Origin of the sequence: Sulfitobacter sp. S190 (assembly GCF_025141935.1) — a bacterium.
In the GTDB taxonomy this organism is placed as follows: Bacteria; Pseudomonadota; Alphaproteobacteria; order Rhodobacterales; family Rhodobacteraceae; genus Sulfitobacter.
In genome coordinates, this window is record NZ_CP081120.1 from 1,101,909 (window position 1) to 1,117,492 (window position 15,584).

The following is a 15,584-nucleotide window of genomic DNA, read 5'->3' on the forward strand; positions in this document are numbered from 1 at the left end:
GGCCAAGCGGGCGTGAGGGTCAAGCCGCGGTGTTGCCCCGCGCGGCGATGGCACGCGGGGCGGTGACGTTTCGGCGCGCGGGACGCAGACCGGGGCCGGTGGCGCCTATCTAGGCCGACGCGCCCAGAAGGGCTGCGTTGCCGCCCGACGCAGTGGTATCGACACAGACGTGCCGTTCCGCGCGCACCCGCGCCGCATCGGGCAAACCGCGGATCAAGGGGATGATCGGGCCGCTGCGCCGTGCCAGAGCCTGCTCCAGCGTGCGCGCGGTGTCCTCGTCTCCCCACCACAGCACGCCGCCGTAATCGGGGCCCTGCGCCAGCAGCTCGGGATCGATCGCACCCGAAACGGTTACCGCGATCCCGCCAAGGGCCTCGACCGCGCGGCGCTGGGCCGTGGCAGTGTCTTCCTGCGGACCGAGGCACAGCAGCGCGGGCCGCGGCAGCGTCGACAGGCGATTGGATTCGCCCGTGGGGCCCGGCAAGGTCTGCGTATCGAGTGCGAGATGCGGCAGATCGGGCAGGGCGGGCAGGTGATCGACCGCGGTGTCCCATGGGGCCGCCGCCTCGGCCACATCGGGGGCCGAGAACCGCGGCAGGTAGTTGGGTCCGCCCGCCTTGGGCCCAGTGCCCGACAGACCTTCGCCGCCGAACGGCTGGCTGCCCACGATGGCGCCGATCTGGTTGCGGTTGATATAGATATTGCCCGCCTCGATGCGTTCGGACACGTGTTGCACGCGGTCGTCGATGCGGGTGTGCAGCCCGAAGGTCAGACCGTAGCCGGTGGCGTTGATGGCATCGATCACCCGGTCGAGATGCGGGGCCTTGAAGGTCGCGACATGCAACACGGGGCCAAAGATCTCGCGCTGCATGTCGCCGATGCCGTCCACGCGCAGGATCGTCGGCGCGATATAGGTGCCCTCGGCGGGGGTGGGCAGCTCCGCGATCAAACGCCCATCGGCACGGGCCGTTTCGATGTGATCGGCGATGGTCTTGCGGGCCGCGTCGTCGATGACGGGGCCGACATCGGTGCTCAGCTGCCACGGATCGCCGATGCGCAGCGCCTGCATGGCACCGGTCAGCATCTTGAGGAAATCGGGTGCGATATCTTCCTGCACATAGAGACAGCGCAGGGCGGAACAGCGTTGTCCCGCCGACTGGAAGGCGGATTCGACGATGGATTGCACCGCCTGTTCGGGCAAGGCGGTGCTGTCGACGATCATCGCGTTCAGCCCGCCCGTTTCGGCAATCAACGGCGTGCCGGGCACGCAATGATCGGCCATATTGGCGCGGATGCGCTGTGCGGTGGCGGTCGATCCGGTGAATGCCACCCCTCCGATACGCGCGTCACCCGTCAGCGCCGCACCCACATCCCCGCCCCCTGGCAGAAGCTGCAGGGCGGTGAGCGGCACGCCCGCCTCGTGCAGGATCTTGACCGCGAAATGCGCAATCAGCGGCGTTTGCTCGGCCGGTTTGGCCAGTACGGCGTTACCTGCAGCCAATGCCGCGCTGATCTGTCCAAGAAAGATGGCAAAGGGGAAGTTCCACGGAGAGATACAGGTGAAAATGCCCGCCGGCGGCGTGTTGGTGGCCTGCGCCGCGTAGTAGCGCAGGAAATCGACACCTTCGCGCAATTCGGCCACGCAATCGGGCAGGCCCTTGCCGGCCTCGCGGGTGAGCAGCGCAAAGATTTCGCCGAAACGGTCCTCGTAGATGTCCGCGGCCCGGTTCAGCGCGGCGCGGCGTTCGGGCAGCGGAGCGTCCCACGGTTTTGCCCCATCCAGCGCGGCGGCCGCGTCTTGGGCGCGGGCATTGCCCACGGTGCCGGGGGAGGCCAGCCCCGTGGGGTTGGTGACCGCGACAGGATCATCACCCTGCGCATCTCCCACAACCAGCGGCGCTGCCTGCCACGTGGCATCGGCAAAGGGCGCGCGGGCCGCCTCGATCGCTGCCAGTGTCGGGCTGTGCGCCAGATCGAAACCCAGCGAATTGGGCCGTTGGGGCCGGAAGATATCGGGGCCGCGCGGGATCACCGGCACGCTGTCGGCCAGTTGGTCGAACGGATCGGCAGCCACGACTTCGGGCGGCACGTCTTCGTCGACGATCTGGTTGACGAAGCTGGAATTCGCCCCGTTTTCCAGCAGACGCCGCACCAGATAGGCGAGCAGATCGCGGTGGGCGCCCACGGGTGCATAGATGCGGCAACGGGTGCCGTTCTTTTCCATGACGATGTCATGCAGCGTCTCACCCATGCCGTGCAGGCGCTGGAATTCAAAGCTGTCTTTGTCGGCGCCCATATGCAGCACGGCCGCAACGGTATGGGCGTTGTGGGTGGCGAATTGCGGATAGATCCGGTCGGTCATGCCCAGAAGCTTGCGCGCGTTGGCGATATAGCTGACGTCGGTGGCCGCCTTGCGGGTGAAAACGGGAAAGCCGTCGACCCCTTCGACCTGCGCCTGCTTGATTTCGGTGTCCCAATAGGCGCCTTTGACCAGCCGTACCATGATGCGGCGGTCGTGGCGTTCGGCCATGTCGTAAAGCGCATCGATCGCGGCGCTGGCTCGGGGCCCGTAGGCCTGTACCACCACGCCGAACCCGTCCCAACTGGCAAGCGCCGCTTCGCCCATCACGGTGTCGATCACATCGAGCGACAGGCCCAGACGGTCGGCCTCCTCGGCGTCGACATTCAGGCCCATGCCGGCCGATTTGGCCAAAAGACACAGCGCGCGCAGGCGCGGCACGAGATCGGTCATGACCTGATCTTCCTGCGCGACTTCGTAGCGCGGATGCAGGGCGCTGAGTTTCACCGAGATGCCGGGATTGCGGCGGATATCGTCGTGGGTGCAGGCGCGGGCAATGGCGCTGATGGCGTTGGAGTAGCTCAGGTGATAACGCCGCGCGTCGCTTTCGGTCCGGGCCGCTTCGCCCAGCATGTCATAGCTGTAGGTGAAGCCCTTTTGCTCCATCCCGCGGGCGCGTTTCATGGCGGCGTTGATGTCTTCGCCCAGCACGAATTGCCGACCCATTTCCTTCATCGCGCGCGACACGGCCGTCCGGATGACCGGCTCGCCCATGCGTTTGATCGCCGCACGCAGGTGGCGCACGGGGCCGGGTTGATCATCGTCCAGCACGCGGCCCGTCAACAGCAGCGCCCATGTCGAGGCATTCACGAGGCTTGATGTCGAGTGGCCCAAGTGGCGGCCCCAGTCCGACGGCGCGATCTTGTCCTCGATCAGCGCGTCCATCGTATCGGCATCGGGCACCCGCAACAGCGCTTCGGCCAGACACATCAGCGCCACGCCCTCGTCTGTCGACAGCCCGTATTCGGCCAGAAAAACCTCCATCATGCCCGGCGCGGTGGTGCTGCGGATGGCCCGCACCAGATCGGCGGCGCTGGCGGTAATCTCGCGCCGGTCCCGCGCGTCCAGCGCGGCGGTCTCGATCAGCTTGGCTAGGGCGGTGTCGGGGTCGATATAGGTGCCCGCATCAATCTGTGCGCGCAGGGAAAGGGAGGTATCGCGGGCCATGGTATGCTCCAGTCAAGGGACAAGTTTTTCCTAGCTTACAGGCAAAGCCCAAGGCATATTCACTTAAGGTGTCGGCTGCACGGTGTATTTGGTTTGAAAATCGGGGGTAATTGCGGTGAATAATCCTTCTGACCTTGATCGGTTCGATCAGGCGATTCTCACGACCCTCGCCGAGGACGGGCGCATCAGCATCACCGATCTGGCCAAGCGGATCGGCCTGTCGAAGTCCCCCACACAGGCCCGGTTGCGCAGGCTCGAGGAGAACGGTGTCATCCTGGGCTACCGCGCAATGCTGAACCCGATCCGGCTGGGGCTGGACCATGTGGCGTTCGTCGAGGTGCGCCTGAACGACACCCGCGAGGCTGCCTTGCACGCTTTCAACGAGGCGGTGCGCCGCGTGCCACAGATCGAACAGGCCCATATGATTGCGGGCAATTTCGACTATCTGCTGAAGGTGCGTACCCGCGACATGGCCAGCTACCGCCTGTTTCTGGGGGACACGATTTCGATGCTGCCGCATGTGGCATCCACCTCGACCTACACGGCGATGGAGGCCGTCAAGGAAGTGATGCTGGCCGAGCGGGTTCAACAGGGCGTGACTTGACCTGATACGGGGATGATCCATTCTTGGGGCATGCGTATCCTGTTTGCCTTAGCCGTGATGGTTGGCCCCGCCGCGACATCCGTATTTGCCAGCACCTGTGCCGAGGTGCCCGACTACAGTGACGAACTGAGCGCCCTGTTCGAAGAGGCCCGCGCGGCCGAAACCTATCAGGAAGGCCGCACGCTGAGCGGCCGGATGTGGGAGGTCTGGCTGCGGGCGCCCGACGAGGCGGCGCAAGCCGTGCTGGACCGCGGTCTGTCGCGGCGCGACAGCTATGACTATGTCAACGCCTACGCGGATTTCACGCGGTTGATCGAATACTGCCCCGACTATGCCGAAGGGTGGAACCAGCGCGCCTTCATCAGTTTTTTGCGCGACGATCTGGATCAAGCCTTGGTTGATTTGGACAAGGCTCTTGCACTGCAACCGCGCCATGTGGCGGCGCAGGCGGGCAGGGGGCTAACCCTTTTGAAACTTGGACGGATTGACGAGGCACGCACCCAGATGCTTGCGGCCGTGGCAAACAACCCGTGGCTGAATGAACGCGCGCTTCTGGAGAAAGGCGCGCCGCTGGGTCCAAAAGGTGAAGATATTTGAATGGTTTACACCGCCCCAGACATATCTATGTTGCGGCTACCGGATAGCATTGCTGATCCGCGTGCCTGCGTGGTGGAATGGTAGACACAGGAGACTTAAAATCTCTAGGCCCGAAGGGGCCGTGCCGGTTCGAGTCCGGCCGCAGGTACCACTGAATATCCCCGTCAGACGGGGCACACCGGCCCCGCGCATACGACCTGCCCGGCGCGTTTAGCCGCGGGTACCCGCAAACCGTTCCGCCCATTCGGCGCGCTGCTCGTCCGTGATCTTGGCAAACAGAACCTCGGGCACCTCGAAGGCGTGGCCGGGCGCAAGGCGCGTCAGCGCGGCGGGTACATCGTCGGGCCAGCCTGTATCCTCGATTTGCATCGCGGCCAGCATCTTGGCCGCGGCATCCGGTATGAACGGCGCGGCCAGCGTGGCGTAGAGCGGGATGAGATTGAGCGCCAGCCGCACCTGTGCGGCGGCGGTATCTGGATCGGTCTTGAAGGTGGACCACGGCGCCTGCGCCTGCAGGTATTCGTTGCCTGCAGCCCAGATGGCCCGCAGTTCGGCGGCGGATTTGCGCACTTCCATCGCCTCCATCGCCGCACCGTAGCGGGCAACCCGCTCGGTCAGATCGGCAATCAGCGCCTCTTCGGCGGGACCGAAGGTGCCTGCCTCCGGCACCGCTTCACCGAATTTGGAGCGGCAGAATTTCGTGATGCGACTGACAAAATTGCCCAGCACATCGGCGAGGTCCTTATTGACCGAGGCCTGAAAGTTTTCCCACGTGAATTCAGCGTCCTGGGTTTCGGGCGCGTGCGACAGGAGCCACCAGCGCCAGTAGTCGGCCGGCAGGATTTCGAGCGCCTGATCCATGAACACACCGCGCCCGCGCGAGGTGCTGAACTGGCCGCCGTCGTAGTTGAGGTAATTGAACGACTTGATGTAATCGACCAGCTTCCACGGCTCGTCGGAGCCCATGATCGTTGCGGGGAACGACAGGGTGTGGAAGGGCACGTTGTCCTTGCCCATGAACTGGGTATAGCGCACGTCATCGGCGCCCTGATCGGTGCGCCACCAGCGCTGCCAGTCGCTACCTTTGCCCGCATCCACCCATTCCTGCGCGCAGGCGATGTATTCGATGGGGGCGTCGAACCAGACGTAGAACACCTTGCCTTCCATCCCGGGCCAGGGCGCGTCGCCGCGTTTGACCGGCACGCCCCATTTGAGATCCCGCGTGATGCCGCGGTCTTGCAGCCCGTCGCCGTCGTGCAGCCATTTCTTGGCGATGGAGGTGGTCAGCACCGGCCAGTCTGTTTTCGAGCTGATCCAGTCGTCGAGCCGGTTTTTCATCTGGCTCTGGCGCAGGAACAGATGCTTGGTGGGCCGCATTTCCAGATCGGTGGCGCCCGATACGGTGGAGCGGGGATTGATAAGATCTTCGGGATCGAGCTGCTTGGTGCAATTGTCGCACTGGTCGCCGCGCGCGTCCTCGAAACCGCAGTTGGGGCAGGTGCCCTCAACATAGCGGTCGGGCAGGAAACGGCCATCGGTTTCGGAATAGATCTGGCGCTGCTCGACCTCCTCGACCAGGCCCTGATCGGCCAACGCGCCTGCGAAATGCTGGGTCAGCCGCTTGTTCTGCTCGGACGAGGAGCGCCCGAAATGGTCGAACGACAGCCCGAAGCGTTGGGCAATGTCGGCCTGAACCGCGTACATTTCGGCGCAGTAGTCTTCGACCGGTTTGCCCGCCTTGGCCGCAGCCAGTTCGGCGGGGGTGCCGTGTTCGTCCGTGGCACACAGGAACAACACGTCATTGCCGCGCATCCGCTGGTAGCGTGCAAAAAGATCCGCGGGCAGCTGGCTGCCCACAAGATTGCCCAAGTGCTTGATCCCGTTGATGTAGGGGATGGCGGACGTAATGAGGTGACGTGTCATGGAGCTTGCGCCTTTGATCTGGTGTTGGCCCCCTTTAGCAGCACAGCCGCGAGGGGGCCAGAGGGGGCTATTCGCGCGGATCGTCCTCGCGGCTGCGTCCCGTCAGGCGCCCCACGGTGAACGAGGTCCGCAGCGCGGCGACAAAACGGGTGCGCCGTGTGGCAGCGCGGCCCGCCCGCATCCGGGCAATCCCGAAAACGATCAGCACCGCATGACCCGCCGCCAGCATCGCGAAGAGGGCGGTCGGACCATAGATGTCGATCAGCACCGACGCCCCGTAAGGCGCGGCGATGGCGCCCATCGCAAACCAGAACATCAGTGCCGCGGACAGTTCGACCCGTTCGTCCGACGCGGCAAAATCATGGGCGTGGGCGGCGGCCACCGAATAGATCGGATAGGTCGTCAGCCCGAACACCCCCGCCGACAGCAGGATGCCCGTGACGCCGGTTCCGGCGGCGAACACCGTCACCGCGCAGCTGAAGATCGCCGCCACCGACAACCAGATCAGCACCTTGCGCCGGTCGTATTTGTCGGCGAGCCAGCCTACCGGAATTTGCGCCACCGCACCGCCCAGAATGAAGGCCGCCAGAAACCATGCGATCTGTCCCGCGCTCAGTCCGACTTCCTGCCCGTAGATTGGACCGACCATGCGGAAAGAGGCGCTCGACAAGGCGGCAACCACCACGCCCGCCGCCGCCAGGGGCGATCTTTTGTACGCCAGCGCGGGTCTGAGGCGCGGGGATTTGGGTGTTTCGGGCTGCTGGACCTTGGTCAGGGTGATCGGCAGCAGCGCGGCGCAGCAGACGATCGCAAGCATGTTGTAGGAGATGTAATCCGCAGGTGCCAGAAACCCGATCAGTGTTTGTGCGCCGAGGCTGCCGGCCATGTCCATCATGCGGTAGGTGCCCATCGCGCGGCCCCTTGTTTCGTTGGTGACCTTGGCCTGCAGCCATGCCTCGACGACCGTGAAACAGCCCGCCACGCACAGCCCCGCCCCGACACGCATCAGCGCCCAGGCATAGGGGTTGATGATCATCATATGCGCAATCAGCCCGATGCTGCCCGCAGCGGTGAAGGCCGCAAAAGCGCGGCTGTGGCCGACGCTGCCCATCAGGCGCGGCGCAAACCAGCAGCCGAGGAAAAAGCCGAAGAAATGGGCCGAGCCGAGAAAACCGATCTGCTGGCGCGAGAAGCCCAGTTCGGTGCCCGACAGCACGTCGAGCGGCCCCACACCGCCTGTCGACAGCTGCAACAACACCACCGACAGGAAAAGCGCCGCAAAGGAGATCATCATCCGCATGTCTCCTCTCATGCGCTTATCGGCCGATCAAACCAAGCCTGAATGCGACCTTGGCAGGACGATTTTGGATCAGCGGGCAGCGGGTCTGCGCAATTACGCTTGCCCGTGCCACGGGTGTCTTTAGGTTGAGCGCGCGCAGGCAGGGAGACACGCGATGAAGATGAACGAATTGGGCCGCACCGGAATCAAGGTGAGCGAGCTGTGTCTGGGGTCGATGACATGGGGCACCCAGACCTCCGAGGCGGGGGGCCACGCGCAGATCGACATGGCGCTTGAGGCAGGCATCAACTTTATCGACACCGCCGAAATGTATCCCGTCAACCCGATCAGCGCCGAAACCATCGGCCGGACCGAAGAGATTATCGGCAGCTGGTTCGCCAAGACGGGCCGCAGGAGCGACGTGGTGCTGGCCACGAAACATTCGGGCGAAGGGCTGGCCGCCGTGCGCGACGGCGCCCCCATTTCGGCCGATACGATCCCCGCGACCATCGAAGGATCGCTGAAGCGGCTGCAGACGGATGTCATTGATTTGTATCAGTTTCATTGGCCCAACAGGGGCAGCTACATGTTCCGCAAGAACTGGACCTATGACCCCACCCATCAGGACCGCGCCGAAACGATAGACAACATGCACGCCTGTCTAGAGGCGCTCAAGGCGCAGGTGGATCGCGGCACGATCCGCGCCTTTGGCATGAGCAACGAGAGCGCCTGGGGCTTGAGCCGCTGGGTCGATGCGGCGCAGGCCACCGGCGGTCCACGCTGCGCCACGGTGCAGAACGAGTATTCGCTGATGTGCCGTCTGGCCGATACCGATCTGGCCGAAACGCTGCACAATGAGGACATCGGGATGCTGTCGTTTTCGCCGCTGGCGGCGGGGATGTTGACCGGCAAATATCAGGGCGGGGCGGTGCCCGACGGATCGCGCCTGTCGCTGAACGACACGCTGGGCGGGCGCAAGACCGACCGCGCGTTCGAGGCGGTCGCGGCCTATCTGGCGCTGGCCGAACGACATAGCGTGGACCCTGTGCACATGGCGCTGGCGTGGACCTGTGCGCGGCCCTTCATGGCGTCGGTGATCTTTGGCGCGACCACCACCGCGCAGTTGCAGCATATTCTGGCGGGCGCCGATCTGCGTTTGTCGGATGAGTTAATGGCCGAGATCGACACTGTTCACCGGGATCATCCGTTGCCGTATTGATTCGATCGAGTATCTGAAAAGAAAGCAGAAAATATGCCACTGACCATGAATCGCGAGGTTTTCATCACCTGTGCCGTCACCGGATCAGGTGCCACGCAGGACCGCAGCCACCACGTGCCGCGCTCACCCAAGCAGATCGCCGAGAGTGCCATTGCGGCGGCCAAGGCGGGGGCGGCGGTGGTGCATTGCCATGTGCGTGATCCCGAGACGGGCCAACCTAGCCGTGATTTGCAACTGTACCGTGAAGTCACCGACCGCATCCGCGACGCGGACACCGATGTGGTGCTCAATCTGACGGCGGGCATGGGCGGCGACATCGTCTTTGGTGACGTGGAGGCCCCGTTCCCGACCCGCGAGGGCACCGACATGGTGGGCGCCACCGAGCGTATGGCGCATATCGCGGAATGCCTGCCCGAAATCTGCACGCTCGACTGTGGCACGATGAACTTTGCCGAGGCCGACTATGTCATGACGAACACCCCCGGCATGCTGACCGCGATGGGGCGGATGATGACCGATCTGGGCGTGAAGCCCGAGATCGAGGCATTTGACACGGGCCATTTGTGGTATGCAAAACAACTGGTTAAGGATGGCGTGCTGGACGCGCCTGCGCTGGTGCAGCTGTGCATGGGGGTGCCATGGGGCGCGCCGGATGACCTCAATACCTTTATGGCGATGGTCAACAATGTGCCCGATGACTGGACCTTTTCGGCCTTCGGTCTGGGCCGTAACCAGATGGCCTATGTCGCCGCATCGGTGCTGGCGGGGGGCCATGTGCGGGTGGGTCTGGAGGACAACCTGTGGCTGGAAAAAGGTGTGCTGGCGGAGAACCACCAGCTGGTCAGCAAGGCGCGCGGGATCATCGAGGGGATGGGCGCGCGGTTGATCGGGCCGCAGGACGTGCGCGACCGGCTTGGCCTGCAAAAGCGGATGCCCGCGTGAGAAAAGCGCCCGTGCACCGCACGTACACCGGGCGTGCACAAAGTGTATGCCGCCGCAGTGCAGCATGGGCCGCACTGGCCGTGGCGCTGGCGGGATGTGCCGCAGCACCGGTGCCCCAGGGCGATGTGCGCATCGGCCTGCGCAATCCGACCGCGCCGCTGGGCGGGGTCAGCCGGTTCGAGGTGGCGCGATTTGCGGGCGACTGGACGACGCTGCGCTGTCTGGGGGACTGCGCGGCGCGGGTGCGTTATGTCGTGGCGACGGATGGCGTGCTGCTGCGCGAGGCGGACGGTGTGCGCACGCCCTACCGGATCAGCGCGCCGGGTGTGCTGCGCGAGGTGGGGGGCGACGCGACGCTGGTGGTGATGTGGGTCGATGAAGGCTTTCGCACCGCGGCGGTGGGCGATGCGGAGGGAACATGGGCCGCCGTGATCGACCGCGGCACCGGATCGGCGGACCGCACGGCGGCGGCCACGGAGATTTTGGATTTCAACGGCTGGGACGTCAGCCGGATCAGGAGCGTAGAATGACACGGACGGCAGCGATCATCGGGGGCGGCGTTATCGGCGGCGGTTGGGCGGCGCGGTTTGCGCTGAACGGCTGGCGGGTGCAAGTCTTTGACCCCGACCCGCAGGCGCAGCGCAAGATCGGCGAGGTGATGGACAACGCGGCAAGATCCTTGCCCGGTCTGACGGATGTGGCGCTGCCGCCGCGCGGGCAGATCGTTTTCTGCGACACGATTGCCGACGCCGTAGCAGACGCGCGGTGGATACAGGAAAGCGTGCCGGAGCGGCTGGAGATCAAGCACGATACGTTTGCCCGGATACAAGCCGCCTGTGACAGCGATGCGGTGATCGGGTCGTCCACATCGGGGTTCAAGCCGTCGCAGTTGCAGGAGGGGGCGGCGCGCCCCGGTCAGATCATGGTCGCGCATCCGTTCAACCCAGTCTATCTGCTGCCGCTGGTGGAGCTGGTCGCGGTGGGGGCCGATCCCGCGCTGGTCGAGACCGCGAAGGGGATATTGACGTCTTTGGGGATGTATCCGCTGCATCTGAAAAAGGAAATCGACGCCCATGTGGCCGACCGCTTTCTGGAGGCGGTGTGGCGCGAGGCGCTGTGGCTGGTCAAGGACGGCATCGCCACCACCGAGGAGATCGACAACGCGATCCGCTATGGCTTTGGCATCCGCTGGGCGCAGATGGGTCTGTTCGAGACCTACCGCGTGGCGGGCGGCGAGGCGGGGATGAAGCATTTCATGGCGCAGTTCGGTCCGGCGCTGAAGTGGCCGTGGACCAAGCTGATGGATGTGCCCGAGTTTGACGATGATCTGGTCGATCTGATCGCGGGCCAGTCCGACGCGCAATCGGGGGCCCACAGCATCCGCGCGCTGGAGCGGATCCGCGACGACAATCTGGTCACGATGATGCGCGGGTTGAAGGCCCAGAACTGGGGGGCGGGGGCGCTGATCAACACCCATGAGGCGGCGTTGCGGGCGGGCACCGTGCATGGCGCGCGCGCCGCCGATCTGCCCGCCGACCGGCTGGTCGAGACGGCGCACCGGACCGTGCCGCTGGACTGGACCGACTACAACGGCCACATGACGGAATCGCGGTATCTGCAGGCCTTTGCCGATGCCACCGACCGGTTCATGGAGATCATCGGCTGTGATGCGGCCTATATCGCCACGGGCGGCAGTTATTTCACCGCCGAGACCCATATTCGCCATCTCGACGAGGTGCACGCAGGCGCGGTCATCACCATTCGCACCCGTGTCATTCTGGGGGCGGGCAAAAAGATGCATCTGTTCCACGAGATGTACGAGAGCGACCGGCTGCTGGCGACGGGCGAGCATTTCCTGCTGCACGTGAGCCTCGAGACGCGCAAGCCCAGCCCGCCCGCGCCGCAGATCGAGGCGGCGCTGGAGCGGTTTGCCGAGGGCCACGCCGCGCTGCCGCTGCCGCAGGGTGTGGGCCGCGCCATCGGCGCACCGAGGTGAGCTGTGTTCTGATCACGGCGGGCGCGTCGGGGATCGGTCGTGCGATGGGCGCGGCCTTTGCAGGCGCGGGCCATGACGTGTGGGTGACGGATGTGGACGCGCGGGCGCTGGCGGCGGTCCCGGACAGCTGGCACGCCCACCGCGTCGATGCCACGGACGAGCCCGCGATGCGCGATCTGATCGCCGCGATGCCGCAGATTGATGTGCTGTGTGCCAACGCGGGCGTTGCCGGGCCGACCGCGCCGATCGAGGCGGTGGAGCTGGCCGATTGGCGCGCCTGTGTCAGCGTCAATCTGGAGGGGGCGTTTCTGGCGGCCAAACACGCGGCCCCCAGAATGAAGGCCGCGGGGCGCGGGGCGATCGTGCTGACGTCCTCGACGGCGGGGATTTACGGGTATCCGAACCGCGCGCCCTATGCGGCGGCGAAATGGGCGGTGATCGGTCTGATGAAAACGCTGGCGATGGAGTTGGGACCGCACGGCATCCGCGCCAATGCGATCTGCCCCGGCGCGGTGGAAGGGGACCGGATGGAAGGGGTGCTGGCGCGCGAAGCGGCGGCCAAGGGCATGACCCGCGATCAGGTGTATCACGGGTACGCTGCTGGCACGTCGATGCGCCGCTTTGTGGAGGCCGGGGACATCGCGCAGATGGCGCTTTTTCTCGGCTCGGACGCGGCGCGGATGGTGTCGGGACAGGTGATCGCGGTGGACGGGCACACCGAAAACCCCGATCCGAGGCTGTAGCGGTGCTGGCACCCTGGGCCCTTGTCACGATTGCGGCGGCTGCGTTTCAGACGGTGCGGTTCATGCTGCAAAAGGTATTGGCGAGCACAACGCTGAGCCCGGCGGGGGCGACGTTTTCGCGTTTTGTGTACTCGTGGCCGTTCATCGCGGTGTTGCTCGCGCTCTATGTGGGCGCGGGCGATGTGGCGGTGCCGGCGCTGTCGGCGGGGTTCTGGGGCTTTGGCCTGCTGGGGGCCGTGGCGCAGATACTGGCGACGGTCTGTGTGGTCGCACTTTTCAAGGAGCGCAACTTTGCGGTCGGCATCACGTTCAAGAAAACCGAGGTGATACAGACCGTTCTGGTGGGCGCTCTGTTGCTGGGCGAAGGCGTGAGTTTGCCGGGGTTCGCGGCGATCGCGCTGGGGCTTGTGGGGTTGCTGTTGTTGTCGGGCGGCAAGGAGGCGCGGGGCTTTTCGCTGCGCGATCTGGGCAACCGGGCGGCGGGTCTGGGCATCGCGTCGGGAGTGTTGTTCGCGTTTTCCGCCGTGAGCTACCGCGGGGCGTCCCTGACGCTGGCGTCCGATGATCCGGTGCTGCGCGCCGGTGTGACGCTGATGGCGGTGGTCACGATGCAGACGCTGTTGATGGTGGTCTGGCTGGTGCTGCGCGAAAGGGGCGAGATCGCCCGCGTCTGGGCCGCGCGGCGGGTGGCGGTGTGGATCGGGGTGACGTCGATGGGCGGGTCGTTTTGCTGGTTCGTGGCCTTCACGCTGCAGAACGCGGCCTATGTGAAGGCGCTGGGGCAGGTTGAACTGATCCTCAGCGTCGCGGCGACCACGCTGTTTTTCCGCGAAAGGATCACGGCGCGCGAGGCACTGGGCATGACGGTACTGGCCGCATCGATCCTGTTGCTGATCGTGGTGATCTAGGCGGGATCCTCGTAGGGGGTCTTGTGCCCGTGCAGCCGCAGGAACAGGCTTTCTTCGTCGTTGTTGCGGAAATAGGGCACGGAGGCGGGGGCCGTCCGGTCGGCGGCGCGGGCCTCTATCTCGGCCAGCACGACTTCGGTGATGAAGGGCATATCGAAGCGCCGCGCCTCGGTCAGCGGCACCCATTGCAGATGCGACAGCTCGTCGCTGGCGGCGGCGAAATCATCGGGATCGGAGGCGATGTCATCCACATCGACCAGAAAGAACCGCGCATCGAAACGGCGGGGCCTGCCGGGGGGCGTGAGCGCGCGGAACACGAATTGCAGCGGCGCGGCGGTGGGCAGATGACCGGTGGCGGCAAAGCTGTGCCAATCGGGGGGCGGTGCCCCCGCCCACGCGCCGGGGGTGCCGAGGATCAGGCCGGTTTCTTCCCACAGCTCGCGGATGGCGGCGACCGATACGGCATGGGCCAGACCGGCGTCGGACCCTTCGAGCAGCCTTGCGTGACACGGCGCGGGCGTGTGTCCGGCCAGCGAGATATGGGCATCACCCGGATCGACCGCGCCGCCGGGAAAGACGAATTTGTTGGGCATGAAGGCCGCGCGCGCCCCGCGCTGGCCCATCAGGATGCGCGGCGCGGTGTCGCGGTCGCGGATCACGATCACCGTGGCGGCATTGCGGATGGCGGTTTTGTCGACACTCACGTGGCGGGCCCTTTGCGCAGCTGTGCGGGCCTAGGCCGAGCGCGCAAAGCCGCCCATTTCCTTGGCCCACTGGAAGCCGATCATCGCCCCCTTCAGTCGCGGCAAAAGGTAGAGGGACAGCGCACAGGTGCCAACCGCAAAGATCGTGAACAGCACGATGGGTTCGGGGCGCCATTGCACAAAGACGAAGTGCAGCAGCGGTGCCATCAGGTGCCCGACCAGCAGGATCGTGAGATAGGCGGGCCCGTCGTCGGCGCGGTGGTGGTGGAATTCCTGATCGCATACGGCACAGTGGTCGTGGACCTTGAGATAGCCGAAGAGCAGCGGACCGGCGCCACAGTTGGGGCACCGGCGCCGCCAGCCCCGCAGCATGGCGGGCATGCGCGGGCGTTCGCCGCCGGTTGTGTCGTCATGTGCCGCGATGCGCGGTTGGGCGTTGCTCTGACTCATGGTCTGAATCCCTCAGGGTGCTATGGCAGACAGATGCGCCTTTTGTGCGTGAAAAGGAAGGTGGCGATTTGTCCCAACCGCGTCGGGTCGCATTTTTTTGCACATTTGTGCGACGGAAAAGCTGCGGCGGCCCGTTCTATCCCCGATCACGGCCGCAAGAGAGGCCGCCGTGGTCCGAGCGAAACAGGAGAACACCATGATCAAGATCACCTTTACCGCCGCCGCCATCGTTGCAGGTCTGCTGGCGAGCCATGCCGATGCCCGCGAGGACAAACCCGCGCGTGCCGCGGCCATGTTCGAGCGTCTGGACGCCAACAGCGACGGCAAGCTGTCGCTGGCCGAGATCGAGGCGCGGTCGGCGGAGCGCTTTGCGCGGGCGGATGCCAACAACGACGGTGCATTGAGCATCGAAGAGTTGCGCGCGGCGGGCGATGCGCGGCGGGCAAAGCGGGCCGACCGCATGATGCAGCGGCTCGATGCCAATGACGACGGCAGCCTGACCCGTGCCGAGATGGAAGCGCGGCGCAATCCTGCCGAGATGCTGGCCCGGCTCGACACCGACAAGGACGGGGCGCTGAGTGCCGAGGAGTTCGCCGAGGCCCGCCAGCACCACCGCCACGGCAAAAAGGGCAAACCCGCGAGCGAATGAGCTTGGGCTTGCCCGCGCATCCTGCCACGGGCAGGGTGCGTTCA

Annotated in this window: 14 protein-coding genes and 1 tRNA gene; 10 read left to right on the forward strand and 5 right to left on the reverse strand. The window is 65.4% G+C overall.

The window, feature by feature from the left end; translation table 11 throughout:
- Nucleotides 1-109: 109 nt before the first annotated feature.
- Complete coding sequence (gene putA / locus K3756_RS05775) at nt 110-3,526, reverse strand: bifunctional proline dehydrogenase/L-glutamate gamma-semialdehyde dehydrogenase PutA (protein WP_259991811.1); 3,417 nt, start codon at nt 3,524-3,526, stop codon at nt 110-112.
- A gap of 115 nt (nt 3,527-3,641) precedes the next feature.
- Between putA and K3756_RS05780 the strand changes: the two genes are divergently transcribed.
- From K3756_RS05780 to K3756_RS05790, 3 genes are all read left to right on the forward strand, one after another.
- Nucleotides 3,642-4,130 (forward strand): Lrp/AsnC family transcriptional regulator, encoded by a 489-nt coding sequence (locus K3756_RS05780; protein ID WP_259991813.1) that lies wholly within the window; start codon nt 3,642-3,644, stop codon nt 4,128-4,130.
- A 12-nt stretch (nt 4,131-4,142) separates the two neighbouring features.
- Nucleotides 4,143-4,727: a tetratricopeptide repeat protein gene (locus K3756_RS05785; RefSeq protein WP_259991815.1), complete on the forward strand. Its 585-nt coding sequence runs from the start codon at nt 4,143-4,145 to the stop codon at nt 4,725-4,727.
- 63 nt (nt 4,728-4,790) lie between these two features.
- Nucleotides 4,791-4,878 (forward strand) — tRNA-Leu (locus K3756_RS05790).
- A 59-nt stretch (nt 4,879-4,937) separates the two neighbouring features.
- Here the strand turns inward: K3756_RS05790 and metG are convergent.
- Both metG and K3756_RS05800 read right to left on the reverse strand, forming a co-directional pair.
- Nucleotides 4,938-6,650: a methionine--tRNA ligase gene (metG, locus tag K3756_RS05795; protein WP_259991817.1), complete on the reverse strand. Its 1,713-nt coding sequence runs from the start codon at nt 6,648-6,650 to the stop codon at nt 4,938-4,940.
- A gap of 67 nt (nt 6,651-6,717) precedes the next feature.
- The gene (locus tag K3756_RS05800; protein ID WP_259991818.1) at nt 6,718-7,950 is read right to left on the reverse strand and encodes an MFS transporter; all 1,233 of its coding nucleotides are present in this window, start codon (nt 7,948-7,950) and stop codon (nt 6,718-6,720) included.
- Nucleotides 7,951-8,104: 154 nt separating this feature from the next.
- Between K3756_RS05800 and K3756_RS05805 the strand changes: the two genes are divergently transcribed.
- From K3756_RS05805 to K3756_RS05830, 6 genes are read left to right on the forward strand one after another with little or no spacing between them, the layout of a single operon-like run.
- Nucleotides 8,105-9,148 (forward strand): aldo/keto reductase, encoded by a 1,044-nt coding sequence (locus K3756_RS05805; protein WP_259991821.1) that lies wholly within the window; start codon nt 8,105-8,107, stop codon nt 9,146-9,148.
- A 33-nt stretch (nt 9,149-9,181) separates the two neighbouring features.
- Nucleotides 9,182-10,090, forward strand: coding sequence for a 3-keto-5-aminohexanoate cleavage protein (locus K3756_RS05810; protein WP_259991823.1), 909 nt, complete (start codon nt 9,182-9,184; stop codon nt 10,088-10,090).
- On the forward strand, nt 10,087-10,620 hold the full coding sequence (locus tag K3756_RS05815) for a lipocalin (RefSeq protein WP_259991825.1): 534 nt from the start codon (nt 10,087-10,089) through the stop codon (nt 10,618-10,620). Before K3756_RS05810 ends, K3756_RS05815 begins: the two co-directional genes overlap by 4 nt.
- Complete coding sequence (locus tag K3756_RS05820) at nt 10,617-12,086, forward strand: carnitine 3-dehydrogenase (protein WP_259991827.1); 1,470 nt, start codon at nt 10,617-10,619, stop codon at nt 12,084-12,086. Before K3756_RS05815 ends, K3756_RS05820 begins: the two co-directional genes overlap by 4 nt.
- The gene (locus K3756_RS05825; protein WP_259991829.1) at nt 12,083-12,829 is read left to right on the forward strand and encodes an SDR family oxidoreductase; all 747 of its coding nucleotides are present in this window, start codon (nt 12,083-12,085) and stop codon (nt 12,827-12,829) included. Before K3756_RS05820 ends, K3756_RS05825 begins: the two co-directional genes overlap by 4 nt.
- Before the next feature lie 5 nt (nt 12,830-12,834).
- The gene (locus K3756_RS05830) at nt 12,835-13,737 is read left to right on the forward strand and encodes an EamA/RhaT family transporter (RefSeq protein WP_409202433.1); all 903 of its coding nucleotides are present in this window, start codon (nt 12,835-12,837) and stop codon (nt 13,735-13,737) included.
- Here the strand turns inward: K3756_RS05830 and K3756_RS05835 are convergent.
- A complete protein-coding gene (locus K3756_RS05835; RefSeq protein WP_259991831.1) occupies nt 13,734-14,441 on the reverse strand; it encodes an NUDIX hydrolase in 708 nt (235 codons plus the stop codon). The two genes, K3756_RS05830 and K3756_RS05835, sit on opposite strands and share 4 nt — an antisense overlap.
- A 30-nt stretch (nt 14,442-14,471) precedes the next feature.
- Nucleotides 14,472-14,891, reverse strand: coding sequence for a DUF983 domain-containing protein (locus K3756_RS05840; protein ID WP_409202422.1), 420 nt, complete (start codon nt 14,889-14,891; stop codon nt 14,472-14,474).
- 196 nt (nt 14,892-15,087) lie between these two features.
- Here K3756_RS05840 and K3756_RS05845 point away from each other — a divergent pair, with 196 nt between their 5' ends.
- A complete protein-coding gene (locus K3756_RS05845; RefSeq protein ID WP_259991832.1) occupies nt 15,088-15,540 on the forward strand; it encodes an EF-hand domain-containing protein in 453 nt (150 codons plus the stop codon).
- Nucleotides 15,541-15,584 lie beyond the last annotated feature (44 nt).